This window comes from Pseudomonas sp. DF11 (assembly GCF_058148565.1).
Window position 1 is genome coordinate 923,063 of sequence record NZ_JBYVYN010000001.1, and the last position, 25,996, is coordinate 949,058.

At 62.6% G+C, this 25,996-nt stretch carries 24 protein-coding genes; 7 read left to right on the forward strand and 17 right to left on the reverse strand.

Annotation, left to right across the window (positions count from 1 at the left end; genetic code table 11):
* Positions 1–180 precede the first annotated feature (180 nt).
* The 4 genes from AC30D9_RS03780 to AC30D9_RS03795 all read right to left on the reverse strand — a co-directional run bounded on the left by AC30D9_RS03780 (position 181) and on the right by AC30D9_RS03795 (position 5,424).
* Positions 181–1,434, reverse strand: coding sequence for an OprD family porin (locus AC30D9_RS03780; RefSeq protein WP_134924739.1), 1,254 nt, complete (start codon positions 1,432–1,434; stop codon positions 181–183).
* Between the two features lie 91 nt (positions 1,435–1,525).
* Positions 1,526–2,830, reverse strand: coding sequence for a CitMHS family transporter (locus AC30D9_RS03785; protein ID WP_116832722.1), 1,305 nt, complete (start codon positions 2,828–2,830; stop codon positions 1,526–1,528).
* 142 nt (positions 2,831–2,972) lie between these two features.
* On the reverse strand, positions 2,973–4,298 hold the full coding sequence (locus tag AC30D9_RS03790; protein WP_490143457.1) for a dicarboxylate/amino acid:cation symporter: 1,326 nt from the start codon (positions 4,296–4,298) through the stop codon (positions 2,973–2,975).
* Positions 4,299–4,341: 43 nt separating this feature from the next.
* Complete coding sequence (locus tag AC30D9_RS03795) at positions 4,342–5,424, reverse strand: 4-oxalomesaconate tautomerase (RefSeq protein WP_116832724.1); 1,083 nt, start codon at positions 5,422–5,424, stop codon at positions 4,342–4,344.
* Positions 5,425–5,593: 169 nt separating this feature from the next.
* On the opposite strand from AC30D9_RS03795, the gene AC30D9_RS03800 reads away from it, so the two are divergent.
* Positions 5,594–6,484, forward strand: coding sequence for a LysR family transcriptional regulator (locus AC30D9_RS03800; protein ID WP_134924742.1), 891 nt, complete (start codon positions 5,594–5,596; stop codon positions 6,482–6,484).
* 27 nt (positions 6,485–6,511) lie between these two features.
* On the opposite strand, the gene AC30D9_RS03805 is transcribed toward AC30D9_RS03800, so the two are convergent.
* Together AC30D9_RS03805 and AC30D9_RS03810 are read right to left on the reverse strand one after the other, a co-directional pair.
* Positions 6,512–7,414: an EamA family transporter gene (locus AC30D9_RS03805; RefSeq protein WP_134924743.1), complete on the reverse strand. Its 903-nt coding sequence runs from the start codon at positions 7,412–7,414 to the stop codon at positions 6,512–6,514.
* Positions 7,411–8,697: an MFS transporter gene (locus tag AC30D9_RS03810; RefSeq protein ID WP_490143458.1), complete on the reverse strand. Its 1,287-nt coding sequence runs from the start codon at positions 8,695–8,697 to the stop codon at positions 7,411–7,413. The genes AC30D9_RS03805 and AC30D9_RS03810 overlap by 4 nt, the downstream gene beginning before the upstream one ends.
* Before the next feature lie 119 nt (positions 8,698–8,816).
* Here AC30D9_RS03810 and AC30D9_RS03815 point away from each other — a divergent pair, with 119 nt between their 5' ends.
* Positions 8,817–9,275 carry a winged helix-turn-helix transcriptional regulator gene (locus AC30D9_RS03815; RefSeq protein ID WP_490143459.1) on the forward strand — a complete coding sequence of 153 codons (459 nt, stop codon included), beginning with the start codon at positions 8,817–8,819 and terminating at the stop codon, positions 9,273–9,275.
* A 27-nt stretch (positions 9,276–9,302) separates the two neighbouring features.
* On the opposite strand, the gene AC30D9_RS03820 is transcribed toward AC30D9_RS03815, so the two are convergent.
* Positions 9,303–9,572 carry a YceK/YidQ family lipoprotein gene (locus AC30D9_RS03820; RefSeq protein WP_134924746.1) on the reverse strand — a complete coding sequence of 90 codons (270 nt, stop codon included), beginning with the start codon at positions 9,570–9,572 and terminating at the stop codon, positions 9,303–9,305.
* Between the two features lie 327 nt (positions 9,573–9,899).
* Here AC30D9_RS03820 and msuE point away from each other — a divergent pair, with 327 nt between their 5' ends.
* The 5 genes from msuE (at position 9,900) to AC30D9_RS03845 (ending at position 14,916) form a co-directional block, all read left to right on the forward strand.
* The gene (gene msuE / locus AC30D9_RS03825) at positions 9,900–10,463 is read left to right on the forward strand and encodes an FMN reductase (RefSeq protein WP_134924747.1); all 564 of its coding nucleotides are present in this window, start codon (positions 9,900–9,902) and stop codon (positions 10,461–10,463) included.
* Positions 10,464–10,522: 59 nt separating this feature from the next.
* On the forward strand, positions 10,523–11,710 hold the full coding sequence (locus AC30D9_RS03830; RefSeq protein WP_109753258.1) for an acyl-CoA dehydrogenase family protein: 1,188 nt from the start codon (positions 10,523–10,525) through the stop codon (positions 11,708–11,710).
* Between the two features lie 8 nt (positions 11,711–11,718).
* Positions 11,719–12,822, forward strand: a complete 1,104-nt coding sequence (locus tag AC30D9_RS03835) for a sigma-54 interaction domain-containing protein (protein ID WP_134924748.1) — start codon at positions 11,719–11,721, stop codon at positions 12,820–12,822.
* A gap of 118 nt (positions 12,823–12,940) precedes the next feature.
* Entirely contained in the window at positions 12,941–14,071 is a 1,131-nt protein-coding gene (gene ssuD, locus AC30D9_RS03840; RefSeq protein WP_490143460.1) for an FMNH2-dependent alkanesulfonate monooxygenase, read from the forward strand.
* Positions 14,068–14,916 (forward strand): amidohydrolase family protein, encoded by an 849-nt coding sequence (locus tag AC30D9_RS03845; RefSeq protein ID WP_134924750.1) that lies wholly within the window; start codon positions 14,068–14,070, stop codon positions 14,914–14,916. Before ssuD ends, AC30D9_RS03845 begins: the two co-directional genes overlap by 4 nt.
* A 94-nt stretch (positions 14,917–15,010) precedes the next feature.
* Here the strand turns inward: AC30D9_RS03845 and AC30D9_RS03850 are convergent, their stop codons facing one another.
* The 10 genes from AC30D9_RS03850 to AC30D9_RS03895 form a co-directional block, all read right to left on the reverse strand.
* Positions 15,011–15,403, reverse strand: coding sequence for a hypothetical protein (locus tag AC30D9_RS03850; protein WP_307571887.1), 393 nt, complete (start codon positions 15,401–15,403; stop codon positions 15,011–15,013).
* A 10-nt stretch (positions 15,404–15,413) separates the two neighbouring features.
* Positions 15,414–16,646: an SfnB family sulfur acquisition oxidoreductase gene (locus tag AC30D9_RS03855; RefSeq protein ID WP_490143461.1), complete on the reverse strand. Its 1,233-nt coding sequence runs from the start codon at positions 16,644–16,646 to the stop codon at positions 15,414–15,416.
* 170 nt (positions 16,647–16,816) lie between these two features.
* Positions 16,817–17,593: an ABC transporter ATP-binding protein gene (locus AC30D9_RS03860; protein WP_134924753.1), complete on the reverse strand. Its 777-nt coding sequence runs from the start codon at positions 17,591–17,593 to the stop codon at positions 16,817–16,819.
* A 65-nt stretch (positions 17,594–17,658) separates the two neighbouring features.
* Entirely contained in the window at positions 17,659–18,993 is a 1,335-nt protein-coding gene (locus tag AC30D9_RS03865; RefSeq protein WP_490143462.1) for an ABC transporter substrate-binding protein, read from the reverse strand.
* A 65-nt stretch (positions 18,994–19,058) separates the two neighbouring features.
* Positions 19,059–20,399: an ABC transporter substrate-binding protein gene (locus AC30D9_RS03870; RefSeq protein WP_490143463.1), complete on the reverse strand. Its 1,341-nt coding sequence runs from the start codon at positions 20,397–20,399 to the stop codon at positions 19,059–19,061.
* Positions 20,400–20,477: 78 nt separating this feature from the next.
* A complete protein-coding gene (locus tag AC30D9_RS03875; RefSeq protein ID WP_307571881.1) occupies positions 20,478–21,542 on the reverse strand; it encodes a branched-chain amino acid ABC transporter permease in 1,065 nt (354 codons plus the stop codon).
* A gap of 4 nt (positions 21,543–21,546) precedes the next feature.
* Complete coding sequence (locus tag AC30D9_RS03880) at positions 21,547–22,428, reverse strand: branched-chain amino acid ABC transporter permease (protein WP_134924757.1); 882 nt, start codon at positions 22,426–22,428, stop codon at positions 21,547–21,549.
* Positions 22,425–23,195 carry an ABC transporter ATP-binding protein gene (locus AC30D9_RS03885; RefSeq protein WP_134924758.1) on the reverse strand — a complete coding sequence of 257 codons (771 nt, stop codon included), beginning with the start codon at positions 23,193–23,195 and terminating at the stop codon, positions 22,425–22,427. Before AC30D9_RS03885 ends, AC30D9_RS03880 begins: the two co-directional genes overlap by 4 nt.
* Positions 23,192–24,163: an AMP-binding protein gene (locus AC30D9_RS03890; RefSeq protein ID WP_490143464.1), complete on the reverse strand. Its 972-nt coding sequence runs from the start codon at positions 24,161–24,163 to the stop codon at positions 23,192–23,194. Before AC30D9_RS03890 ends, AC30D9_RS03885 begins: the two co-directional genes overlap by 4 nt.
* A 4-nt stretch (positions 24,164–24,167) precedes the next feature.
* Positions 24,168–25,586: an LLM class flavin-dependent oxidoreductase gene (locus AC30D9_RS03895; protein ID WP_307571879.1), complete on the reverse strand. Its 1,419-nt coding sequence runs from the start codon at positions 25,584–25,586 to the stop codon at positions 24,168–24,170.
* Between the last annotated feature and the right edge of the window lie 410 nt (positions 25,587–25,996).

A 25,996-nucleotide genomic window follows, 5' to 3' on the forward strand; every position in this document is an offset into this window, starting at 1 on the left:
CCGAGGCCACTGAGGAAACCGTGGCCAGGGATTGCTCCCGCTGGGTCGCGAAGCGGCCCCAAACCTGCCGAACGCGTAAACAGACATACCGCACCCACCGGTTCACGGCTGCTTCGCAGCCGAGCGGGAGCAAGCTCCCTCGCCACAGGTCCATCGTTTTTCTTAGGTAAACTGCATCACCTACCAAAGCGCGATGTCGTAGGTGAAGTAGATCCGGTTGCTGTCACGACCACGTGAATAATCCGAACGATAGACGTAGTTGCGCAGCTTCACCCCCAGCCCCTTGAACGTGCCCTGCTGCACCACATAGGCAATCTCGGCGTCACGCTCCCACTCTTTGACCGTGGTGTTGGACTTGCCGTCATTACCGCTCAGGTAGCGGGTGGAAAACGTCAGGCCGGGCACACCGAGGCGAGCGAAGTCATAGCCGTAACCGAGCATCCAGGTCTTCTCGTCTTCCTCGATGAACTTGCCGATCCCGACGTTGCTGAAGGAGTACACCGTGGCACCGCTGATATAAGGCAGACCTGCCTCGCCACTGAGGGTCTGGTAACCAGCACTCAATGTGTGGCCGACAACGGCGTAGGACAGCGACCCGCTGAGCATGTCGTTGTCGATCTTGCCGCCGTAGGCCGACCCCGAATCGACGCTGTTGAAGTAGCGCAGGTCGCTGGTCAATACCCCGGCGCCCAGGGGCAGATCATGCTGGATGCCAACAAAGTTCTGTCGATAGAAATTCTCCAGCTCACCATAGAAGTAGCTCAGGCGGATGTTCTTGCCCAGCTTGTAGTCAGCGCCGGCATAGCTGAAGTCACCAGACTCATCGCCACCATAGCCATCGGGCACGATGGGCATGCTGTCGCTCGAGTCCCGTAGCTTGAAGCGCTCCAGATGCCCGCCGGTGAGGGTGAGGTTGTCGATGTCGCTGCTGGTGATCTGGGTGCCCTGGTAAGTCTGGGGCAACAGTCGCGCATCGTTGTAGACCAGCACCGGGGTCTTGGGCAGCAAGGTGCCGTATTTGAGGGTGGTCTTGGCCAGCCTGGCCTTGGCGGTCATACCCGCACTGGCGAACTCATCGGCGGCGCGGCCATCGTCATGCACCGGTAGCAGGCCGGTACCGCTGCGGCCACGCCCTGAGTCGAGCTTGACCCCGAGCAGGCCCAGGGCATCGACCCCGAAGCCAATGGTGCCCGGCGTAAAGCCCGACTGGTAATCCAGCAGGAAGCCTTGGGCCCATTCGGTGCGCTCACTCTTGGCGGTCCTCGCCGCCCGTGCACTCATCCCGTGCTCGTCGCGAAAATTTTCGTTGAAGTAGACGTTGCGCAATTGCAGCTTGAGCTTGCTGTCGTCGATAAAACCTTCAGCGCTGGCCGTGGCCAGGGGCAACAGCCCAAGGATTGGAAACAAAGCCCCGCGGGTAAGCAAAGTGGTCATTCGAGTTACTCGTTGTTGTTATTTGGCGTGCAGGCCGGCGCACACCCGCTTGCGGGGGTGTGTCAGGCAAGAAGCTAAGGTGTCGGGTGAATCAGGAAAACAGGGTCAGCGCCCCGGTCAGCAGAGCCAGCGCGGTAATCACCAGGGACGTGAGCACCGCCCATTTGACGGTGGCTTTCTGGAAGTCGCCCAGGTCACGGTCGACCATACCCACCAGCAACAAGGTCGAGGCCACCAATGGGCTCATCAGGTGCACCGGCTGGCCGAGAATGGAGGCCCGGGCAATTTCCACCGGATCAATCCCGTAGGCCGCCGCGGCATTGGCCAGGATCGGCACGACACCGAAGTAGTAGGCATCGTTGGACAGCACGAAGGTCAGCGGCATGCTGGTAATCGCCACCACCAGCGGGAACAGATGGCCCCAGGAAGGCGGAATCCAGTCGACCAGGGTTTGTGCCAGTGCATCGACCATTTTCGTCCCGGAAAAAATCCCGGCGAAGATGCCCGCGGCAAATACCAGCAGGACCACGGTCATGGCATTGCCCGAGTGGGCGAGAATGCGTTCCTTCTGAATATCCAGCTGCGGATAGTTGATCATCAGCGCCAGGACGAAACCGATCAGGAACAGGATCGCCGAGTGCATGATCCCCATCACCAGCGCGACCATCACCGCGACCACCAGCAGCAGGTTGACGTAGGCCAGCTTCGGACGCTTGTGCGGCGTGTCCTCCATGATCGCGTTGATATAGCAGTCACCACCGCCGCTTTGCAGTTGGACGTTACCGATGCGCTTGCGCTCGGCACGGCCCAGCAGGAACCCCGTGAACACCACCCACGCCGCACCACCGATCATGGTCGGCAGCAACGGCACGAAATACTCGCCGGCATCCAGGCCCAGCGCTGCGATCGCACGGGTCGCCGGGCCGCCCCAAGGGGTCATGCCGCTCATGATGCTCAAGGAGAGCATGGAAATGGTTGCCAGGATCATCGGATTCATGCCGATGCGCTTATACAGCGGCAACATCGCGGCACAGGTGATCATGTAGGTTGTCGTGCCGTCACCATCCAGCGCCACCAACAGCGACAGCAGCGCGGTGCCCACGGCGATTTTCATCGGATCGCCATTGACCCGCTTGAGGATCTTGCGGATCAGCGGGTCGAACAGGCCGGCGTCGATCATCAGGCCGAAAAACAGGATCGCGAACAACAGCAGTGCCGCCGACGGCGCGACCATTTTCAGGCCATCCAGCATCATCTTGCCGGTGGTACCGCCAAAACCGCCGATCACCGCAAAGACTATTGGCACGACCGTCAGGGCGACGATCGGAGACAAGCGTTTGGTCATTATCAGGAAGGTGAAGACCACCACCATGGCCAAGCCAAGTAAAGCGAGCATATGTCAGATCTCTTGTTGTTATGAGTAGCTTGGCAGACACCCAGGCGCACGCCCTCCCACCCGCCAGGCAACACGCGAAGGTGTGCCTGGCGCAGAGGGATTGAATAAGCTTACGCGGTGCTGTCGAATCAGCCGTGAACGGCTAGATGTGTTTGGCGACCTTCGCGCCGTCCCAGCTCGAGTCCGTTGCCGGGGATTGCGTCAGGGCAGGTTTGCCATCCAGGGTCTGCAGCAGGACTTCGCGGTCACAGGCATTCTCCGAGAGGGAGATCACCACGGTCGCGACGGCGTTGCTCGCCAGGCTGGTCAACGCCCGCGCTTCAGACATGAATCGGTCGATCCCGATCAACAGGGCCAGGCCCGCCAGGGGAATGTCGTGGATGACCGTCAAGGTCGAGGCCAGGGCGACAAACCCGCTGCCAGTCACACCCGCGGCCCCCTTTGACGACAGCAGCATGATCGCCAGCATGGTGATGACCTGGGTCAGCGTCAGGTCGATGTTGCAGGCCTGGGCAATGAAGATCGCCGCCAGTGACAGGTAGATCGCCGTACCGTCGAGGTTGAACGAGTAACCGGTCGGCAGCACCAGCCCTACGACGCCTTTCTTGCAACCCAGGGCCTGGAGTTTTTCCAACATCCGCGGCATCACCGGTTCGGTCGAGGACGTCCCCAATACCACCAGGAACTCCTCACGCAGATAACGCAACAGCTTCCACAGGCTGAAACCGTGCGCGCGGCAAATACCGCCCAGCACCACGAAGACGAAGAAGGCGCAGGCGATGTACAAGGTCATGATCAGCTTGGCCAGCGAGCCCAGCGACGTGATGCCGTACTGCCCCACCGTGAAGGCCAAGGCCCCGAAAGCGCCGATCGGAGCGAAACGCATCAGGTAGGAGAAAATCTTGAACACCATGTGCGAAGCTGACTCCAGCACCTGCAGCACAGGCTTGCCGCGCTCGCCCAGGGACGACAGGGCAAACCCGCAGAGCACCGCGATAAACAGCACCGGCAACACCTCGCCTTTATTGAAGGCGCCGATGAAGGTGTCGGGAATGATGTGCATGAAGAAGTCCACCACGCTCAGTTTCGCGGCGGAGTCGGTGTACTGCGACAGTCCTTTGGTGCTCAACTGCGTCGGGTCGATGTTCATCCCCGCGCCAGGCTTGAACAGGTAGACCGACACCAGGCCGATGATCAGGCTAATCACCGTCAGCGCCAGGAACAACAGCATGGTCTTGCTCAACAGACGCCCCAGCGAGCGCTTGTCACTCATGCCGGCGATGCCAGTGACAATGGTGCAGAACACCACCGGCGCGATCATCATCTTGATCAGCTTGATGAAGGCATCGCCCAGCGGCTTCAAGGCGATTGCCTGTTGCGACCAGAAGTGCCCGACGATCACGCCCAGCAGCACGGCGCAGATGATCTGGAAGTAGAGCGATTTTACAACTTTCATGGCATCACCCATTTTTAGAATTGTTCTGATGCAAAAGACCCCTGGCGGCCTGGGGCTATCCGGCCAGCCGCTGGGCCGTCGTGGCGTAGACGTAACCTGAGAAGAGCCGGCGCGCAGTACGTACTACCGAGGCCTGAATGGTCTCACCCTTTTCACCGGTGTAGGACAGTACGACATCGATACCTCCGCTTGGATGCTCAATACGAACCTGTTGCAAGCGCGGCTCACTGACGGTGCCGAGCAACTGTGCGACGACGCTGCCCTCGGTCACGCATGCGGTGGCCAGGCCGATGGAACCGGTGATCGCCAGGGCGCGATGACAGTTGTGCGGCATGAAATAACGCACCTGGACCGTCCCGCCGGACTTGGCCGGAGACACCAGTACCGGCTTGGGAATGACCTTGTCACTGACATCACCCAGGCCCATGGCCAGGCCGGCTTTCAGGCGCAAGGCCTCCAGGCGCTGCAGGAAGGCTTTATCGGCGTCCAGTTCGGCGGGGCTTTCATCGCCGCGCTTACCCAGCTGACTGGCCTGAACAATCATCATCGGCATCGCCATGTCGATGCAGGTCACCGGGATGCCGTCGATCAGGTCCTGGGTTTGCCCGGTCGGGAAGAGTTTCCCCGTCTTGCTGCCCGCGGCGTCGAGAAAGGTCAGTTGCACCGGAGCGGCGGTGCCAGGCACGCCGTCGATGGCGGTATCGCCCTCATAGCTGACCTTGCCACCTGGGGTTTGCACTTCGGAATTGACGAAGGTCCCGGTATTGAGGTTGCGGATACGCACCCGAGTCCGCTCGCCCGAAGCCTTGACCAATCCCTGCTCGATGGCGAACGGGCCAACGGCGCAGAGCATGTTGCCGCAGTTGGGTGCGGTATCGACCCGACGCTGGGAAACCATGACCTGGACGAACAAATAGTCGACATCGGCGTCAGGGTGCAGCGATGGGCTGACGATCGCCACCTTGCTGGTTTGTGGACTGCCGCCGCCGATGCCATCGATTTCCAGCTCATGGCCGGAGCCCATCAGGTTGAGCAGCAGCTCATCACGTTCGGCGATGGCGACCGGCAGATCCCAGGCGAGAAATACCGGGCCTTTGGACGTACCGCCGCGCATTAACACACAAGGAATTCGCTGCATGAATACTAACTCTTGTTAATCAATCTGAATAATTGATGCTCTGGACACAAGAGTGGCAGGGTTTGAAAAGTGTTTCCAATGCAAAGATCGGAGCGATTATTGCGTTTCACAAATGAATTACTTTACGATGACTGGCATCGCGCATTGCCTTACCTCGGTGAGAAAACAAATGGAATATGAGCTTCAGGACATCCGATCTTTCGTGAAAATCGCCGAATTGGGCAGTTTCCACGAGGCCGCAGATGCGCTGCACCTGTCCCAGCCGGCATTGAGTCGGCGGATGAAAAAACTCGAGGAAGGCCTGGGAACCGCTTTGCTCGATCGCACGACCCGCAAGGTCAGCCTGACGAGTGTCGGCCGTGATTTCCTGCCCAAGGCGCGGCGCTTGCTGGATGATTTCGACGACTCGATTCTCAACATTCGCGAACTGGCGGAGCGGCAGATCGGCCGGGTGACCTTGGCCTGCATTCCCACGGCGGCTTTCTATTTCCTGCCGTCAGTGATCCGCCTCTACAACGAGCGCTACCCGAAAATCCGCATCCGCCTGCTCGACCTCAGCGCCAACGAGGGGCTCGAGGCGGTACTGCGCGGCGAAGCCGACTTCGGCATCAACATGATGAGCGGCCAGCACCCGGACATTGAGTTCGTGCCCCTGGTCAACGAACCCTTTGTGCTGGCCTGCCGACGCGACCATGAATTGGCTGGACGCAGTGCGATCACCTGGTCGGAACTCAGCGATTATCGGCTGATCGGCGTCGGTCGCCTGAGCGGCAACCGCATGCTGCTGGACCACGCGCTGTCGGGCCTGAGCTGGCGCCCACAATGGTTTTACGAAGTGCAGCACTTGTCTACGTCGTTGGGGCTGGTGGAGGCTGGCCTCGGCGTTTCGGCGATGCCCAGCCTGGCCATGCCGGCCGGGGATCATCCAACCCTGGTCAGCGTGCCGCTGATCGAGCCGGTGGTAAACCGCTCGCTGGGCCTGGTCTACCGTCGGGGCTCATCGCTCTCCCCTGCCGCGGAGAAATTCGTCTCGATCCTGCTTGAACAGTGGCCGCAATGAAGCGAGGCCGAACCCCTGGATCGATGATCACCGCGAAAGGTCACCCATTCGTACCGAACGCTTGAGCGCAGTGAGGGCACGCTGTCCGTACAAGCCGACACCAAGCCCCGCCACGATGAGCACGACGGCAATGAGTTTGTTGAGCGACAGGCGCTCATCAAAAATCAGCACCGAACCCAGCAGGCCGAACACCGGCACCAAAAGCGACAAGGGCGCGACGGTAGACACCGGATAGCGTTTCAGCAGTGAGTTCCACACCCAGTAGCCGAACAGTGTATTGGGGTAGACCTGGAACAGGATCGACAGGACGGCGCGGTAGTCGAGTTGATTCACCAACGCGCTGTAACCCGTCGAACCGTTCACCGCATAATCCAGCGCGAACAGCGGGATGGGCGAAAACGCGCTGGACCACACCAGGAACGCGAAGACCTGGGTGGTCTTGGCTTTTTTGCTGATGACATTGGCCACACTCCAAGCCACTGCCCCCAGTAGCGCCAGGCACAACCCGGTCGTCGTCACGGTGCCATCAGCAATCGAGAGGATGCTCAACAAGCCACAGCAAGCGATACCGATACCCGCCAGTTGGTAACGGGAAATCGACTCCTTGAAGGCCCACGAACCCAGCACAATGGTGAAAAACGCGCTGAACTGAAGCACCAGCGACGCGATGCCGGCTGAAAGACCGGCCTTGATGCCCATGTTGACGACACCCCAGAGCCCGATACCGAAGACCAGGCCGTAGCCGACGATATAGCGCCACTGCACATCGGGTTTCGGAATGAAAAGAATCGCCGGCAATGCGCAGAGCGTGAAGCGAATACCCGCCAGGACCAGCGGATCGACGGCGATGAGGCCCAGCTTGATCACCGAGAAGTTCACGCCCCATATAGCCGTTATCGAGATGGCGAGTAACAGGTGTCCGATTTTCATGCTGATCTTCCAGGCAGGGTCGTTGAAAAATGCATCGAGGCCATCCACAGCGCCAACGCGGCGAGGCTGATCAAGGCGCCCAGCAGGCTGACCGCCATCCAGCCCCACAGCGCATAGACCTGGGTCGCGGCAGCCGCGCCCAGTGCACTGCCCACCGAGTAGAAACACATGTAGGCGCCGACCATGCGACTTTGGGCGTCGGGCCGTGCAGCGAAAATCAGGCTCTGGTTGGTGACGTGCACGGCCTGTACCGCGAAGTCGAGTAGCACCACGCCGCAGACCAGCGCGATCAAGGAGGTTTCGGCAAACGTGATGGGCAACCAGGAAAGCGTCAGGAGCCCCAGCGACAAGCCGGTAACACGTTGCCCAAAGCCTTGATCGGCCCAACGACCGGCCCTTCTGGCCGCCAGGGCCCCGGCGACGCCCGCCAGGCCAAACAGGCCGATGGCCGTGTGCGAAAGCGACAGCGGCGCGGCGCTCAACGGCAGCACCATGGCCGTCCATAACACCGAAAAAGCGGCAAAGATCAGTAAGGCCAGTAGCCCCCTGGTCCGTAGCATCGGCTCGGTCACGAACAGCATGAACAGCGAGCGGATAAGCGCCAGGTAGGGCTGTCGGTTACAGGGCGACACGGCGGCAGGCACCGCAGCCCAGAACACCGCCGCGATGGCCAGCATCAAACCCGAGGACACGAAATAAACCCCACGCCAACCCGCCAGATCGGCGATCACCCCGGAAGTAAACCGCGCCAGGAGAATCCCCAGGACAACGCCACTGGTGACGGCTCCCACGGCCTGCCCCCGCTGGGAGGGCGAGGACAACACGGCGGCATAGGCCACCAGCACTTGGACGACCACCGCCAGCAAGCCCATCACGCTCATGGCGCCCAGCAAAGCCAACCAATGCCGGGCTGCGCCGACGGCCGCCAGCACAATCGCAGACAGCACCAATTGCGCGAAAACCAGCCGTTTACGGTTGATCTTGTCTCCCAACGGAACGATGAACATCAAACCCAGCGCGTAACCCACCTGAGTCGCCGTCACCACAACCCCGATCACCCCAGAAGCGACGCCCAGGCTCTCGGCCATCGAGGCGAGCAAGGGTTGGGCAAAGTAGACATTGGCGACGGCCAGTGCGCAGGTCACGGAAAACAATAACGTGAGCGATGGCGAAAGCCCCGGACAATGCTGTTCGTTCAAGGAACCGGTGGCGTGGGCGCAAGCGCCCTCTTTGCGCGGATTTCCCGAAGGCTGCTGGATGAAACAGTCGGCATCTGCTGTCATGCACGCCTCCTTGGCGCTAAACTGGTTTCAATTGAAAACCTGTACAGATTGTTGCTCGATCAGGTTTCAATTTGCAACCACAGATATGCCTGGCGATCCTTTTTCATAAGGTCAACAAAATGGAAAACGCTTCACCACAAAACAGCGAATGCCCGGTAGCCAGGACACTGGATGTGATCGGCGATCGCTGGTCGCTGATGATCATTCGCGATGCATTCGACGACATTCGCCGCTTCAGCGAATTTCAAAAAAGCCTGGGCGTAGCCAAGAACATTCTGGCTTCGCGACTCAAAGCGTTGGTCGAGGTCGGTGTGTTCGACGTTCGCCCCGCCTCGGATGGAAGCGCCTACAAGGAGTACGTCCTGACGGAAAAAGGCCGGGAGATCTTTCCGGTGGTGGTCAGCCTGAGGCAGTGGGGCGAACGGTTCCTGTTCGAGCCGGGAGAAACCCGTTCGGTGCTGCTGGACAATACGTTTGGGCAGCCCCTCACGCCGATGGATGTGCGCTCCTCGAACGGTCAGAAACTCGGGCCGGCCGATTGCCATAGGGTGAGGGTCATTGCCGACAAGCCGACATGACGGTTTCCATCCCTAAAGCTCCGCGCATTACTCCTCGGCAGGTCTCATATGAAAAATCGTATAAGGCAGGATCAACGTATCGGCGACGATACTGAAAGGCAGGTCAATGATTGCAAACGGTGCCAGCGCGCGTGAATACACGTCGTTGTCGTTCGTCGAGCCCTTGATGATCTCGATATCGGTTGCCGCACCGCAGTAAGGCTGACGGCCGCAAAGTTGCCCCATGCCAAAGGTTTCATTGGCCGTCGCGCAGCCTGCCAACTGCGCCATTGTCAAAGCCATTACTGCGATCCGCATGCCGCTTCCTCCCCTGGAAAGACCGGACTGTAGCACCGATGGCAGACGCCCCATACGGGCAAGCGTTGTGACCGGAATGAGAAGCGCAAGACTGCACCGACGCCCCCATTCTCTCCCTGCACCGATCCCACCACTGAAAACTGTTGCCGTAGAAACAGCGGACCAACTGTTGCCTGAGCAACAGCCATTCAACAATTCATCCGCCAGACCAACAGTCGCTCCCCCTCCCTGCCCCGCGAACCCCAGCAAACACTGGGCTTTTCGCGTTGGTACGGCCCTTGCTCAAGCCTATGTAAATCGATCAACAGTCCAACAGGAACACCTAGGATGAGCACTCCCCTGAAAGTCGTCGCTATTTCCGGCGGTACCTCCCGCCCCTCGCGCACTTTGGCACTGACCGAAGCCATCCTGGGCGAACTCGGCCAGCACCTGGTCATCGATACCCACCTGATTGAACTGGGCAACATTGCCCGGCCGCTGGGCGGTGCGTTGTGGCGCAAGGAATTGCCGGAAACCGTCGAGCACGAACTGCGCCTGATCGAGTCTGCCGATCTGTTGGTGGTAGCCGCGCCGGTCTATCGCGGCACCTACCCGGGCCTGTTCAAGCATTTGTTCGACCTGGTCGGCCAGGATGCCCTGGTCAACACGCCGGTACTGCTGGCCGCCACCGGTGGCAGCGAGCGCCATGCCCTGGTCCTCGATCACCAACTGCGCCCGCTGTTCAGCTTCTTCCAGTCGCTCACCCTGCCCATCGGCGTGTACGCCAGCGAGACCGATTTTACCGACTACCGCATCGTCAACGCGGCCTTGCAGTCGCGCATCGAGCTGGCGGCCGCACGCGCCGCGCGCTTGTTTGCCGGCCAGGCGCACGCCTTGCGCAAGATCGCCTGAGGAACCCGCATGAATCACCACTGCATTTGCCTGGAAGGCCTTTTTGCGAGGGATATCGCGTGAGAATCCAACAACAACCCACCGTGCTGACCCCGCTACAGACCGCCCGCCGCCTGGCTGCGGAATTTGCCGAAACCGCCGTCGAGCGTGATGAGGCCGGCGGCACCCCCAAGGAGCAACGCGACGCCATTCGCCAGAGCGGCCTGCTGGCCTTGAGCATTCCCACCCAATTTGGCGGCCTCGGGGCCAGTTGGAGCGAAACCCTCGGTGTGGTCCGCGAGTTCGCCAAGGTGGACAGCTCCATCGCCCATGTCTTCGGTTTCCAGCACCTGATGCTGGCCACCGTGCGCCTGTTTTCACGCCCCGATCAGTGGCAACCCTGGTTCGAACAGACCGCCCGCAAAAACTGGTTCTGGGGCAACGCGTTGAACCCGCTGGACACCCGCACCGTGGTCAAGACCTTCGACGGCTGGCGCGAATTCTCCGGCAAGAAGAGCTTCTGCTCCGGCGCCAGCGACTCGGAAATGCTGATCGCCTCGGCCATCGACGAAAGCGCCGGCGGCAAACTGCTGATCGCCGCGATCCCCAGTGGCCGCACCGGCATCACCCTGCACGGCGATTGGGACAATATGGGCCAACGCCAGACCGACAGCGGCAGCGCCACCTTCGAACGGGTGCGGGTGGAAGAGAACGAACTGCTGCTCGACCCCGGCCCCCTGAGCACGCCTTTCGCCTGCCTGCGCCCGCTGATCGCCCAATTGCATTTCTCCCACATTTTCCTCGGCATCGCCGAAGGCGCCCTGGAAGAGGCCCGCCATTACACCCTCAAGGAAGGCCGGCCGTGGTTCCGTTCCAAGGCTCAGCACGTCAGCGAAGACCCCTATGTGCTGCGCCACTACGGCGAGTTCTGGGTCGGCCTGGAAAGCGTGCGCCTATTGGTGGAACGCGCCGCCGAGCAGCTCGATGAAGCCTGGCACAAGGGCCACGCGCTGGGTGCCGAGGAACGCGCACAACTGGCGCTGTCCATCGCCACCGCCAAAGTCGCCGCCGTGCGCACCGGCCTGGATATCTGTAGCCGCCTGTTCGAAGTCACCGGCGCCCGCGCCACCCACGCTTCGCTGCGCCTCGACCGCCATTGGCGCAACCTGCGCACCCAGAGCCTGCACGACCCGGTGGATTACAAACTCCACGAATTGGGTGACTGGGCGCTGAACCAGACGCGGCCTACCCCCTCCTTCTACTCATAGGGATGCCCATGCAACTGCTGACTCTCCCCCCTTCGCCGACACTGGCTACCTCGATCCGGGCGACCGCACAGGTCTTCGAAGACCCTAGATCGCAGGCGCTGCTCGCCCACGTGCAACAGGTCGCCCCCAGCGAGGCCAGCGTCCTGATCATTGGCGAGACCGGCACGGGCAAGGAGCTGGTCGCACGCCACATCCACAACCTCAGCGGCCGCCGCGCCGGGCCGTTCGTTGCCGTCAATTGCGGGGCCTTTTCCGAATCGCTGGTGGAAGCAGAGCTGTTCGGCCACGAAAAAGGAGCCTTCACCGGTGCCCTCGCCGCCAAGGCCGGCTGGTTCGAGGAAGCCAACGGCGGCACGTTGTTCCTCGACGAGATCGGCGACCTGCCGATGGCCATCCAGGTCAAGCTGCTGCGGGTATTGCAAGAACGCGAGGTGGTGCGCCTGGGCTCGCGAAAGAGCATCCCGATCAACGTGCGCGTGGTCGCCGCCACCAACGTGCAACTGGATAAGGCCATCGGCGCCGGCCACTTCCGCGAAGACCTGTATTACCGCCTCGACGTGGTCAGCCTGCAACTCTATCCATTGCGTGAGCGACCGGGCGACATCCTGCCGCTGACCCGTCACTTCATCAAGACCTACTGCAATCGCCTGGGCTATGGCGAGGTGCGCCTGACTTCGCAAGCCGAACGCAAACTGGTGGACTACAGCTGGCCGGGCAACATCCGCGAACTGGAAAACGTCATCCACCACACCCTGCTGGTGTGCCGCAACGGCCTGGTGGAGGAGGACGACTTGCGCTTGTCGTCCCTGCGCATCGAGCGCCAGGAGCAACCCCAGGCCACCCACGGCGAGAGCGCCGACGAACAACTGCTGCGCACCTTCCACCGGTTGTTCGAAGAACAGGCCGGCGGCCTCCACGAGAAGGTCGAAGACAGCCTGCTGCGCGCCGCCTACCGCTTCTGCCACTGCAACCAGGTGCGCACCGCCAGCCTGCTGGGCCTGAGTCGCAACGTCACGCGGGCGCGACTGATCGCCATTGGCGAGCTGGTGGTCAACCGACGCCGCCCGGACACCCACACACGCCCGGACCGAGCCCTGCAACTGTCGATCTGATCACGATAAAAACAGGCAATGCGGCCCGGCCGACAAAGCCCCGATACGCCAAGCGTTGCGATACAGCAAGGGCGCCATGCGCCTTTTCATACTCTCAACCGCACAAGGATCAAACTTCATGAGCCTGGATATTTTCTGGTTCCTTCCCACCTCTGGCGACACCCGCTACCTGGGCCATTCCGGCAGCGGCCGGCCGGCGACCAACGCTTATATGCGCCAGATCGCCGTGGCCGCCGATCAGCTCGGCTACGATGGCCTGCTGATCCCCACCGGGGCCAGTTGCCTGGATCCCTGGGTGACCGCTGCCAGCCTGGTTCCGGTGACCCAACGGATCAAGCTGCTGGTGGCGCTGCGCACCTCGCTGGGTAACCCCACGGCCTCGGCGCGCCAGGCCGCCAGCCTGGATCAGGCCAGCGGTGGTCGCCTGCTGCTCAACGTCGTCCCGGGCGGCGATGCCACCGAACTGGAAGCCGACGGTGTGTTCCTCACGCACGACGAGCGTTATGACGCCTCCGACGAGTTCCTGACCATCTGGCGGCGCCTGCTTCAAGGCGAGACTGTCGACTTCGACGGCAAGCACCTGAGGGTCCGTGGCGCCCAGAACTTCTTCGCCCCCGTGCAGCAACCGCACCCGCCGCTGTACTTCGGTGGTTCATCAGAGGCCGCCCACGAATTGGCGGCCAAGCATGTGGACGCCTACCTGACCTGGGGCGAGCCGCCAGCTGCCGTGGCCGAGAAAATTGCCGACGTGCGCGCCCGTGCCGCCAGGCATGGACGCTGCGTGCGCTTCGGCGTGCGCCTGCATGTGATCGTGCGGGAAACCAACGAGGCCGCCTGGGCCGCGGCCGACGAGCTGATCAGTCACCTGGACGATGCCACCATCGCTGCGGCCCAGGCCAACTACGGCAAGATGGATTCCGAAGGCCAGCGGCGCATGGCCGCGTTGCACGGCGGCGACCGCAACAAACTGGAAGTGGCCCCCAACCTGTGGGCCGGTGTCGGCCTGGTACGCGGCGGTGCCGGCACCGCATTGGTGGGCGACCCACAAACCGTCGCCGCACGCCTGCTCGAATACGCCGAACTGGGTGTCGACAGCTTCGTACTCTCGGGCTACCCGCACCTGGAAGAAGCCTATCGCTTCGCCGAACTGGTGTTCCCATTGTTGCCGGGCAAGGGCAAGGTCACCGTCGAAGGCGCCTTCACCGGTGGAGCCTTCGACGTTCGCGCCGGCAAGGAGAAAGTCGCATGAAAGTCATCGACCTGCGTTGCCGCCCGGCCTACCTGCACCCGTTCTTCGGCGGTGTACCGGGCTCGCCCGAACACGCCGTGGCGCGCTGGCTCAATCGACGCGTCGGCACCCGCGGCCCGGACATTCACTTCGAGCGTTCGCTGACCCCGGAGGGTTTTCTCGCTGAAGTAAGGGATGCCGGCCTGGACAAGGCCGTGGTGGTCGGCCGCCACACCCCGGGGCAGCATCTGCCGAACGAACGCATCCACGAAATCGTTCATGGCCACGACGAGCTGATCGGCATCGGCTCGATAGAACCGGTGCTGCAAGGCATCGAAGGCGCCCTGGCAGAAATCGACCGGGCGATCGACCAGTTGGGCCTGGCCGGCATCGACCTCGAGCCGGGTTTCGCCGAGCCGGCCCGGCACCCCGACGACGCACTGTACTGGCCGATCTACGAACACCTGCAAAAGCGCGGTATCCCGCTGTTCCTGATGAGCGGGCCGACCACACCGGACCCGAGCTACAACGACCCGGCACGCCTGGCTGCGGTGGCTCGGGCGTTCCCGGACCTGACGATTGTCGTCTACCACGGCTACTGGCCCAACGTGCAGCAGGCCCTCGGCGTTGCGTTCCGCTTTGAAAACATTCACCTGGTGCCGGACATGTACCTGTTCCAACCGGGCAGCGAGGGTTACGTGCAGGCCGCCAACGGCTATCTGGCCGAGCAGTTGTTGTTCGGCTCTTCCTACACGTTCCGCCCGATCCGCCAAAGCATCGAAGATGCCCTGCAACTGGGGCTCAAGGACGAGGTGCTGGAGAAATTCTTCCACGGTAACGCGCGCAGGGTGTTAGGGCTGGCCTGAGCCGACGTCGATTCTATTTCTCGCGCAGCATTTCCTGCGGTTCAAACCCAGCCGCAGGAAACCCGGGGAGCGCTCCAGCACTCCCCGGATCCATTCATCTACCCAGCCTTTCTCCGTGTCCGTCGGCCAATGCAGCGCCGTTGAGGAAATGGTCGCCAAGCAGTCGACGCTGGGTCAGCAATGCCGGCTCGGGATTGTCCGGCAAGGGCCGCGGCAGGTTGCGCCCGGCCAGCTCGAAATACACATGACCGCTCAAGCGCGCCGCTTCGGCGGCGGCCAGGCGAAAAGCGATGGCGGCCGACTGGGACTCGTCAGCGGACTCCAGCAAGGCATCGGCAGCGTCGATGCGAATGCGCAGTTCACCGACCGCGGCGATCACCAGGGCTTCATGACGGGCACTCTGCGCCCGCAGATAGTCGAGCAACGCCGCCTCGACATGACGGGCATGGGCCAGGTCGCTGCGGCCTTGGGAATGTAAGTTGGACATGCGCGATACCTCAGTTCCAGGAATGACGTTGCGGCTTGATGCCGTTGAGAAGCTGATTGCCGACCAAGTGATATTTCCAACGCACCGGATCGTGCAGGGTATGAGTCCGCGCATTGCGCCAGAACCGATCCAGCCCCTGGCTGGCCGAGACGCTGCGAGTGCCACCCAACTCCAGCAGGCGGCTGGAAGCCTCCAGGGAAATCTCGGTGGACAGCACCTTGGCCTGGCCGACGATCACCGAGGCTTCGGCAACCCGTTCCTCGCTGGGCTCGGCGACAGCACGGTCGACCGCGTGCGCCGCGCGCCGCAGGATCGCTTCGGCCGCTTGCAGGCGCCAGGCCAGCTCACCGATCAGTGCTTGGCCAAGCGGGTCCTGCCAGCCGTGTTGCAGCCCGCTGTCCACCCATGGACGCGCCTGGCGTGCCACGCGCAAGGTTTCGGCGAAAGCGCCACGGGCAATGCCGGTGTCCACCGCAGCCTGGATGATTTGCGAGATCGGGCCGTCGGAGGTGGGCTGGTCATAGGCCTTCCAGGCCGGCACCACGTCGCTCGCCGGCACCCGCACGCCTTCGATGCGCACCTGGCCGCTGGCGGTGATGCGTTGGCCGAAACCGTCCCAACTGTCGATCACTGTCAGGCCTGCGGCATCGCGCGGAACGAGGGCGATATGGACGTGCCCCACCTCATCCACCCCGGCGACCGGCACGATGTGGGCGAACAGCGCACCGGTGCAGTAGGCCTTCTCACCGTTGAGTACGGCGGTATCGCCATCGAAGCGGATCTGCGTCTGGAAGGTGGTGACGTACTGGCTGCGTGCCTCGGAAAAGGCGTTGCCGAAGCGATAACCCTGCAACACCTTGGCGTAGTAGCGGCGCTTCTGCTCCTCGCTGCCGGTCAGGCTGAGGTTGCTGAGCACGCCGAAGTGGTTCTGCGGCAACTGGCCGAGAGACGGATCGGCAGCGGAAATGATCGCGATCACTTCACTGAGGGTGGCATAGGACACCTCGGCGCCACCGTAGGCCTTCGGCACGCGGATCGCCCACAACCCGCTCGCGGAAAAGCGTTCGAGTTCTTCCCAGGGCAGGCGCCGCTCGCGATCGCGCAGGGCAGCCTCGCGGGCGAAATCCTCGGCCAGGCGCTGTGCCACCTCGATGGCCTCGGCGTCACTACGGATGATGTGGGCCGGACTGCGTGGCGCCGGACGCGCCTGCCCAGGCTGATCGAAAGACGGTGAGTCGGTCATGTGCTACTCCATGCATAACGGGTTCACCCAGAGCTAAAGCACAGCCCGTACCAACCTTTAAAACGCTTTATATTCAATAGGTTGAAGAAATATCCGGGTACATTTGAAAGCCTCGGGAGCGGCAAACTGTCGATGGACTGTTGCCCAGCGAACAGTTGCGCCACGCCCCATCAACGAGCCTTGCCACCCAGGTAGAAATGCTGGATGTCTTCCCGCGCCGCCAGCTCCGTGGCGTCGCCCTCACCCACCACCCGCCCGTTCTCCAGGATGTAGGCGTAGCTGGCATGGCGCAGGGCGACATTGATGTTCTGCTCGGCCACCAGAAAGCTCATGCCCTCCTGGGCGTTGAGCTGCGCGACGATGGCGAAAATTTCCTCGACGAGGAGCGGCGCCAGCCCCATCGAGGGTTCATCGAGCAGCACCAGTCGAGGCTTGGTCATCAGTGCCCGGCCAAGGGCAAGCATCTGCTGCTCGCCGCCCGAGGTCAGCCCGGCCTGGGTCTTGCGTTTGGTCTTCAAACGCGGGAACCAGGCGTAGATACGCTCCAGATCCTGCTCCAGCTCCCGTCGTGTCGGCTTGCGCAGGAAACCACCGCTGCGCAGGTTATCCTCGACAGTCAGGTGGGCGAACACATGTCGTCCCTCCAGCACATGGACGATGCCCTGGCGCGCCAGCAGATTGGCCGCAACCCCGGCGGTGTCCTGTCCCTGGAAGACAATCCGTCCACGGCTGACTTGCGCCCGATCGGCCTGGACCAACCCGGAGATGGCCTTGAGCGTGGTGCTCTTGCCGGCCCCGTTGGCGCCGAGCAGGGCGACGATGTCACCCTGTCCGACCCGCAGGGAAACCCCGGCCACGGCGAGGATCGCGCCGTCGTAGATCACTTCGATGTCTTGCACCGCCAGCAACTCACTGTTTTCGGTGCCGGCAAGGGCCGCGTTGGTCATGATTCCCTACTCCTTGGGCGCGGTCGCGCCCGGTTGCGTTTCGATTTTCCGAGCCATGCGCATGGCTATTGCGCCGCGCAATCGCGGGCGGTCACACCCTTCTCTTTCGCGTACTCGGCGGCCTTGGCATCGATCAGTGGCCGCAACGTCACGCGGTCGGCCTGGACCCAATCGGTGATCAGGTTCCACTGCTGGCCGTCCCATTGCTGCACCTTCGCCGCGCCACCGCCCTCGTGGTCGCTGCAGGACAGCTTCAGCGGCTGCATCAGCCCAAGAAAACCGATTTCCTTGAGGCGTGCATCGTTGAGGTCGAGGTGCTCCAGGCCCCATCGACCTTCCTCTCCGTTGAGCGGACGATTGCCGAAATGCTTCTGCCCGGTGCGGATCGCCTCGACGGCAATGGCGGCGTTCACCAGGCCAGAGTTGTAGTAGACGCTGCCGAAGCTCTTCGGATCCTTGAGGTCGCTCTTGCCGGTATCGAGGATGTACTGGCGCAGGCGCTGGTGAATATCGAAGTCGGCGCCGCCCGGATAGGGCGTCAGTGCCAGGTAGCCCTTGCCTGCCTCGCCGGCCGGCAGCACGTCTTCGTTGGAACTGGCCCAGATGTCGCCGACGATGCGCTCCACCGGGTAGCCGAACCTTGCGGCGGTCTTGATCGCCACCGGCGTGGACACGCCCCAGGTCCGCAGGAACACCCAATCCGGCTTGAGCTGCCGCACCTGGCGCCACTGCCCGGCCTGCTCATTACCTGGGTCGGCCACCGCGATCTGGATGTTCTCGAAGCCGTATTTCTGCGCCAGCAGCGCCAGTGGCCCCTGGGTTTCCCGGCCGTAGGCGGAGTCGTGGTAGACGGTGGCGATCTTCTTGCCCTTGAGCTTGTCCAGTCCGCCCTCGCGCTCGGCCACATAGTTGATGAACGCCGAGGCCTCGCTGTAGAACGTCAGCATGGCCGGGAAGTTATAGGGAAACACCCTGCCGTCGGTGGCTTCGGTGCGGCCATAGCCGAGGGTGATCAAGGGAATTCTGTCGGCGGCGGCCTTGTCCGCAAGGGCGTAGGCCGCCGGCGCTCCATTCGGCTGGTAGACCGCCACCGGCGCGCCATTGAGGCCGTTCTTGAAGCGCTCGTAGCATTCGATGCCCTTCTCCGCCGTCCATTCGGTCTCGCATTCCTGCCAGACCAGCTTGACGCCATTGATCCCGCCTTCCACCTCATTGATGTAACGCAGGTAGTCGATCATTCCGGCCCAGACTGGAATGCCGCTGGAGGCATAGGCGCCGACCCGGTAGGTGGCCAGGGGGAAGAACTGTTCGTTGGCTGCCTGGGCGACCGGTACCAGCACCGCGCAGGCGCTGAGCGCCAGGCCAACGACGGCGAAACTGCGTTTAAGGGTTGCATGCATGATTTTTTCTCGGCTTGAGTGCCCGACCGCGCCATGGCCGCCGGACGACAGTTATCGACGGTGGCTCATTGTTCGCGGGCGCAATCACGCGCGGTGATGCCCTTTTCCTTCGCATAGGCGGCAGACTTGGCTTCGATCAATGGGCGCAACGTGGCGCGGTCGGCCTGGACCCAGTCGGTCACCAGCACCCACTTCTCACCGTCCCACTGCTGCACGCGCGCCGCGCCGCCGCCCTCATGGTCGGAGCAGGACAGTTTCAGCGGTGGTAGCAGGCCTTCAAAACCGCTGGCCTTGAGCCGCGCGGCATCGATGTCCAGGTGTTCGAAGCCCCAGCGCGCTTCCTCGCCGTTGAGGGGGCGATTGCCGAACTTGGCCTGGGCCGTGCGCAGCGCTTCAACCGCAATGGCTGCATTGATCAGACCGATGTTGTAGTAGACCTTGCCGAAGTAGCTGCGATCCTTGAGGTCGCTCTTGCCGGTGTCGAGGATCGACTGGCGCAAGCGCTTGTGGATCTCGAAACCGTCACCGCCCGGAAACGGCGCAAGGGCCTGGTAGCCCTTGGCGGCAGGGCCCGCCGGGATCACGTCGGCCTCGGAGCCGGCCCAGACATCGCCAATGATGCGGTCTACCGGGATGCCGAACCTTGCGGCGGTCTTGATCCCCACCGGGGTGGAGACGCCCCAGGTCCGCAGGAACACCCAGTCCGGCTTGATCTGCCGCACCTGGCGCCATTGCCCGGACTGTTCATTGCCGGGATCGGCCACCGGAATCTGGATGTTCTCGAAACCGTACTTCTGCGCCAGCAGGGTCATCGGCGCCTGGGTTTCCCGGCCATAGGCGGAGTCGTGGTAGACGGTGACGATCTTCTTGCCCTTGAGCTTGTCGAAACCGCCCTCGCGCTCGGCGATGTAGTTGATGCCCACCGAGGCCTGGCCGTAGTAATTGAGCAGTAGCGGGAAGGCATAGGGAAACACGCTGCCATCGGTGGATTCGGTACGCCCGCCAGCGCCGTCGATCAGCGGGATCCGGTCCGCCGCGCCTTTCTCCATCAGCGCATAGGAGCCCGGCGTGCTGTGAGTGAAAAAGAACGCTGTCGGCGCGCCGTCGAGCCCGTCCTTGTAGCGCTCATAGCACTCGACGATGCGGTCGACGTTCCACTCGGTCTCGCATTCCTGCCAGACCAGCTTGACGCCGTTGATGCCGCCTTCCACTTCGTTGATGTAACGGAAATAGTCGATTTCCCCCGCCCACCAGGGGATGCCGCTGGAGGCATAGGCACCGACCCGATAAGTGGCCATGGGGATGAATTGCTGGTTGCTGGCGGCCTGGGTGATGGTCGGCAGCAGGGCCTGGACGCCAGCCACGAAGAGGCTGGCGAACAGGAGGCGAGGCAAGGTTCTACGCATGGTCTGTACTTCTTGTGCAGTGTTGGAAACCTCCTTTCCCTGGGCCGGGTCAAGGTCTGTTGGAGCGTGGGTCGGCGTTCAGAACCGCAGCGGCCAGACCCTGACGCGTTCGCGCAGGTCACCGAGCAGGCGGGCCAGCCCTTCCGGCTCCTTGATCAGGAACCAGATGATCAAGGCGCCGAAGAGCACTTTCTGCAGGTTCTGCAGTTGCCCGGCATCGACATTGCCGTTGAACAACCATTGCCCGGCATGACTGAGCAGGATCGGCACCAGGCTGATGAAGGCCGCGCCGATGAAGCTGCCGACAATGCTGCCCATGCCGCCGATAATGATGATGAACAGAATCTGGAACGAGCGATTGATATCGAAGCTGCCGGCACTGGCCGTGCCCAGGTAGGCGAACGCCCAGAGCGCTCCGGCGATCCCCAAATAGAACGAACTGACGGCAAAGGCCATGCGCTTGTCGCGCTCCACGGCAATCCCGATCACCGCCGCAGCGGTGTCCATGTCACGAATCGCCATCCAGTTGCGGCCGACCTGGCTGCGCACCAGGTTGACCGCCACCCAGGTCAGCAGCACCACGCAACTGAGGGTCAACAGGTAGCGACCGACCGGTGCGCTCAGGTCATGGCCGAACAGCTCCAGGCGTGGCGCGCTGATAGTGCCGGACGAGGCGTAGTTGTAGAACCAAGGGAACTTGGCGAACACCCACTCCAGGAAGAACTGTGCGGCCAGCGTGGTGACCATCAGGTAGAAGCCCTTGATCCGCGAACTGGGGATGCCGAACAGCAACCCCACCAGCCCGGCGATCAAACCACCGCCTGTCAGCGCCAGTGGCAACGGCAATCCGGGTACGCGCAGCAGCAGGCCATAGGTGGCGAACGCCCCCACCGCCATGAAGCCGGCGGCGCCGACTGACGTTTGCCCGGTGTAGCCGGTCAGCAGATTCAGCCCCAGGCCGGCCAGCGACAGCACCAGGAAAGGAATCAGGATCGCATTGAGCCAATAGTCGTTGCCCAGCCACGGCAGGCCGACAAAGGCCACCAGCAGCAACAGCAGCAGGCCCGGTCGCCAGCGCCGGCGCACCAGGGTCAGCGGTGCTTCGTCGAAACTGGCAGTCAGGCGCGGAACAGTAGCGGTCATGGCGTCATACCCGTTCAATGATCCGGTCGCCGAACAGGCCGGACGGACGGATGTAGAGGAAGATCAAGGCGAGGAAGTAGGCGAACCAGGGCGTGATGCCTCCGCCGATCAGCGGGCCGATGTAAGCCTCGGCGAGGTTCTCGGCGGCCCCGACGATCAGACCGCCGACGATGGCCCCGCCGATCGAGGTGAAACCGCCGATGATCAGCACCGGCAGCGCCTTGAGCACCACCAGCGAGAGCGAGAACTGCACGCCCTGGCGCGCGCCCCAGAGCAGCCCGGCGACCAGCCCGACCATCCCGGCCACGGCCCAGACGATCTGCCAGATGCGGTTGAGGTTGATGCCCAGCGACAGTGCCGCGCGAGTATCGTCGGCCACGGCGCGCAGGGCGACACCGATGCGGGTCTTGTTGAACAGCACGGCCAGCACCGCCACCGTCAGCGCGGACACCCCAGCGGCGATCAGGTCGAACTGGCTGACCATGATCTCGCCGACGAACAGCGGAACGTCCTCGATGCCCAGGTCCAGCGCGCGCACCTGGGCACCCATCAGTCCTTGGGCCAGGCCTTCGATGATGAACGACAGGCCGAGGGTCGCCATGAACAAGGTAATCTGCGAGCGGTTGACCAACGGCCGCAATACCAGGCGCTCGATCAACAGCGCGCCGACAATCATCACCAACACCGTCAGGAGCAGCGCCAGGGCAAAGGACAGGCCTTGTTCACGCAAGCTGACAAAGGTCAGCGCGGCGAACAACAGCATGGCGCCCTGGGCGAAATTGAACACACCGCTGGCCTTGTAGATCAGCACGAAACCGATGGCCACCAGCGAATACAGGGTACCGGCCAGCAGCCCGCCGATCAGGGTTTCCAGAAAGAAATTCATGAATGAGGCGCTCCCAGGTAGGCAGCGATCACCTCGGGATTGGCCTGGACTTCGGCCGGCGAGCCATCGCCGACCTTGCGTCCGTAGTCCAGCACCACCACATGATTGGACAAGCCCATGACCACCTGGATGTCGTGCTCGATGAGAATCACCGTAGTGCCAAGATCACGATTGATGTCGGCGATGAAGCGGCTCATGTCCTGTTTCTCCTCGGCGTTCATGCCGGCCATCGGCTCATCGAGCAACAGCAGGGTCGGCTGCGCGATCAACGCCCGGCCCAACTCCACGCGTTTCTGCAGGCCGTAGGCCAGGCTGCCCACGGCGACATCGCGCCAGGCCTGCAATTCGAGGAATTCCAGCACCCGCTCGGCCCGCTCGGCGAACGCCCGCGCCTCGCGTCGGGCACGTGGCAAGCCCAGGGCCTGTTCGAGAAAAAACGTTCGTTGGAAACGCGACAGACCGGTGAGCAGGTTGTCCACCACACTCATTTTCTTGAACAGCGCATTGTTCTGGAACGTCCGGCCGATGCCGAGCCTGGCCGCCTTCAGTGGATGCGGGCGGCGCAACGGTTCGGCGGCGAAGAACAATTGGCCGGCGTCGGCCCGGTAGACCCCGTTGAGAATGTTCAGCAGCGAACTCTTGCCCGCGCCATTCGGCCCGATCAGCGCACAGATCTCACCGAGCTTTACGCTGAACGAGAGGTCGGAAATCGCTTTCACGCCCCGGAACGACAGCGACACGTTGCGCACCTCCAGCAGCGCACTCATGCCGCTCGCTCCAGGTACTCCTGCAACCACGATTGACGCGCCGGGCCGTGCAGCACCGCGTCAGCGGGCGCGCTCGGCACCTCGATCCGACGCAGCCGCTGAAAGCCCAGCAGGTGCCGCACCCGCGCCTTGAGCCAGCGGCGCAGGCCACGCCGTGGATCGTTCAAAGTCCATTCGCACAGGCGCCGCCGCCAACTGCCTGGAAGTGGCAGGCGAGCTTCGATTTCCGCGGCCAGCGATTCGACTCGCGCGGCGGACAGCAGCAAGGCGGTCGGGGCGATCTCGCGGCGATCGCGGCTGGCTGACTCGCAGTTTTCCGGAAACGCCAGGCCTTCGCCGCCCTCCAGCCAGCGACTGAACAAGTGGGCCAGGCCATCGCGCCATTCGGTGCCTTCATCGACCCACACCACCGCGTCCTCGGCGACCTGGGCCCAGCCCTGGCGTTGCGCTGTCGGCGCCTCGGTGACGAACAGCACCGACAGCGACTGCACCTGCCACAGGCCACGACTCGCCGCGCTAACCTGGGCCGAATACAACCGCAGCGGCCAATCCTCATCCAGGCCGCACTGCAACCAGTGCGACACGCTTTCGCGGCGCTGGACAAAAGCGAACGCCGGACGGATCAGGCGTAACTGGCGTTGTAGCGCCTCACCACGACTGTCGCGGTCGATCACCACGCTGTGCCCGCCCAACTGACGCGCCGCCAGTGCCAGGATCAGCAGGCTCGGCTCGAAGGCGCCACTGAGCGCCAGCCGCGCGCCAGGGGCAAAGCCTTGCTGGCGCAAGCCATCGCAGACACGCTCGACCTCGCGCTGCACATCGATCCAACGCCAGGCCTTCCAGACGCCTAGGCGCCGATGGCGCAGGGCGATCTGCGTCGGTCGCTCCCTGGCCCAGCGTTGCAAGGCCACCAGGGCGCTGTCAGTCACTCCGTCGGGCAGTGGCGAGTTGAGCTCAAAGACACTCATGGGCTTACTCCTCCCCGGCCAGGACCGGCTCAGCGAGGCTGGTGTGCCGGACCAGGCGCTTCAAGTCCCGATAGCCAGCGCCAGGGTGGTTGGCGGGCAGTCGCGGACCGTCACCGAACAGCTTGTCACGCAGCGTGCCTGGGCGGTATTCGGTCTTGTATGCACCGCGCCGTTGCAACTCGGGCACCAGCAGTTCAACCACATCGTGGAAGGTTTCATGGGCCAGGGCGTAGGCCAGGTTGAAGCCGTCCACATCCGTGTCCTCGACCCAGGCTTGCAGCTCGTCGGCCACGGTTTGCGCACTGCCGACGATCAACGGGCCGAACCCGCCAATGCCGACCCAGTCGGCCAGTTCCTGGACGGTCCATTGCTTGTCCGGGTCGGCGGTAGAGAAGGTTTCCACTGCCGACTGGATGGCGTTGGTGTGGATGTGCTTGAGCACCTGGTCGGGCCGGTACTGACCGAAGTCGATGCCGGTCCAGCCGGAGATCAGCGCGAGCGCGCCCTCGTAGCTGCTGTAGGCTTTCAGTTCCCGCCACTTGGCCTGTGCCTTGGCGTCGGTCTCGTCGACGATCACCGTCTGCAAGTTGAAGATCAACACCTTGCGCGGATCGCGCCCGGCTTCGGCGGCGCGCCGGCGTATGTCGGCCACGGTCTTTTTCAGGATCACCTTGGACGGTGCGGCGACGAACACACATTCCGCATGCCCGGCGGCGAAGTCCTTGCCACGACTCGACGCCCCCGCTTGGTAGAGCACCGGCGTGCGTTGCGGTGACGGCTCGCAAAGGTGGATACCCGGTACCTGGAAGTGCTTGCCCTGGTGGCGGATCTCGTGGACCTTGCTCGGGTCGCTGAAAATCCCGCGCTCACGGTCGCGCACCACCGCACCCTCCTCCCAACTGCCTTCGAACAACTTGTAGAGCACCTCCAGGTATTCGTCGGCGTAGTCATAACGCGCATCGTGATCGCTCAGCGCCTTCTGCCCGAGGTTGCGCGCCCCGCTGTCGAGGTAAGAGGTGACGATGTTCCAACCGATGCGGCCCTTGGTCAGATGGTCCAGCGTGGACAGGCGACGGGCGAAGGGATAAGGGTGTTCGAAGGTCAGCGAGGCAGTGAGGCCGAAACCCAGGTGTTCAGTCACCAATGCCATCGGCGTGATCAACGCCAACGGATCGTTGACCGGCACTTGGGTCGCCTGGCGGATGGCGGCATCGCCGTTGCCGCCGAGCACATCGTAGATACCGATCACATCGGCGATGAAGATGCCGTCGAACTTGCCGCGCTCCAGCAGCTTGGCCAGGTCAGTCCAGTAATCCAGGTCCTTGTACTGCCAGGCGCGATCCTTGGGATGCCTCCAGAGACCGGGCGACTGGTGACCGACACAGTTCATCTCAAAGGCATTCAAACGAATTTCACGTGGCATGGGAACTCCTGCTCGATAGATTCAGCACCACTTCCCGGTGCTTCTCATTGCTCTATCAACACGATTCGTGCCAAGTAATAATTCGTTTATTTACAAACAGTTAGACATGCATTCAGGCAGTGGAAATGCCTGCACGGGGACAACCTTGTTGATCAACTGTCTGGTGGCAGACAGTGTGCAGTTGATGCGTATGAGCTTCTGAAAGCCCCCGATGGCTCTTGCAGCGCCTCCCAGGCTGCGGCGAATCCGATAAGCGCAATCCGCGCAAGAGGCTCCTCGCGCCTATACCGAAATTCCCCCGAGATTTAACTTGACGCATCAGATTACGACCATCATATTTAGCCAGAATATTATGACCATCATGTTATTGACGAGACGTTACAGCGTGATGCTCACCCCAGCGACGCCGC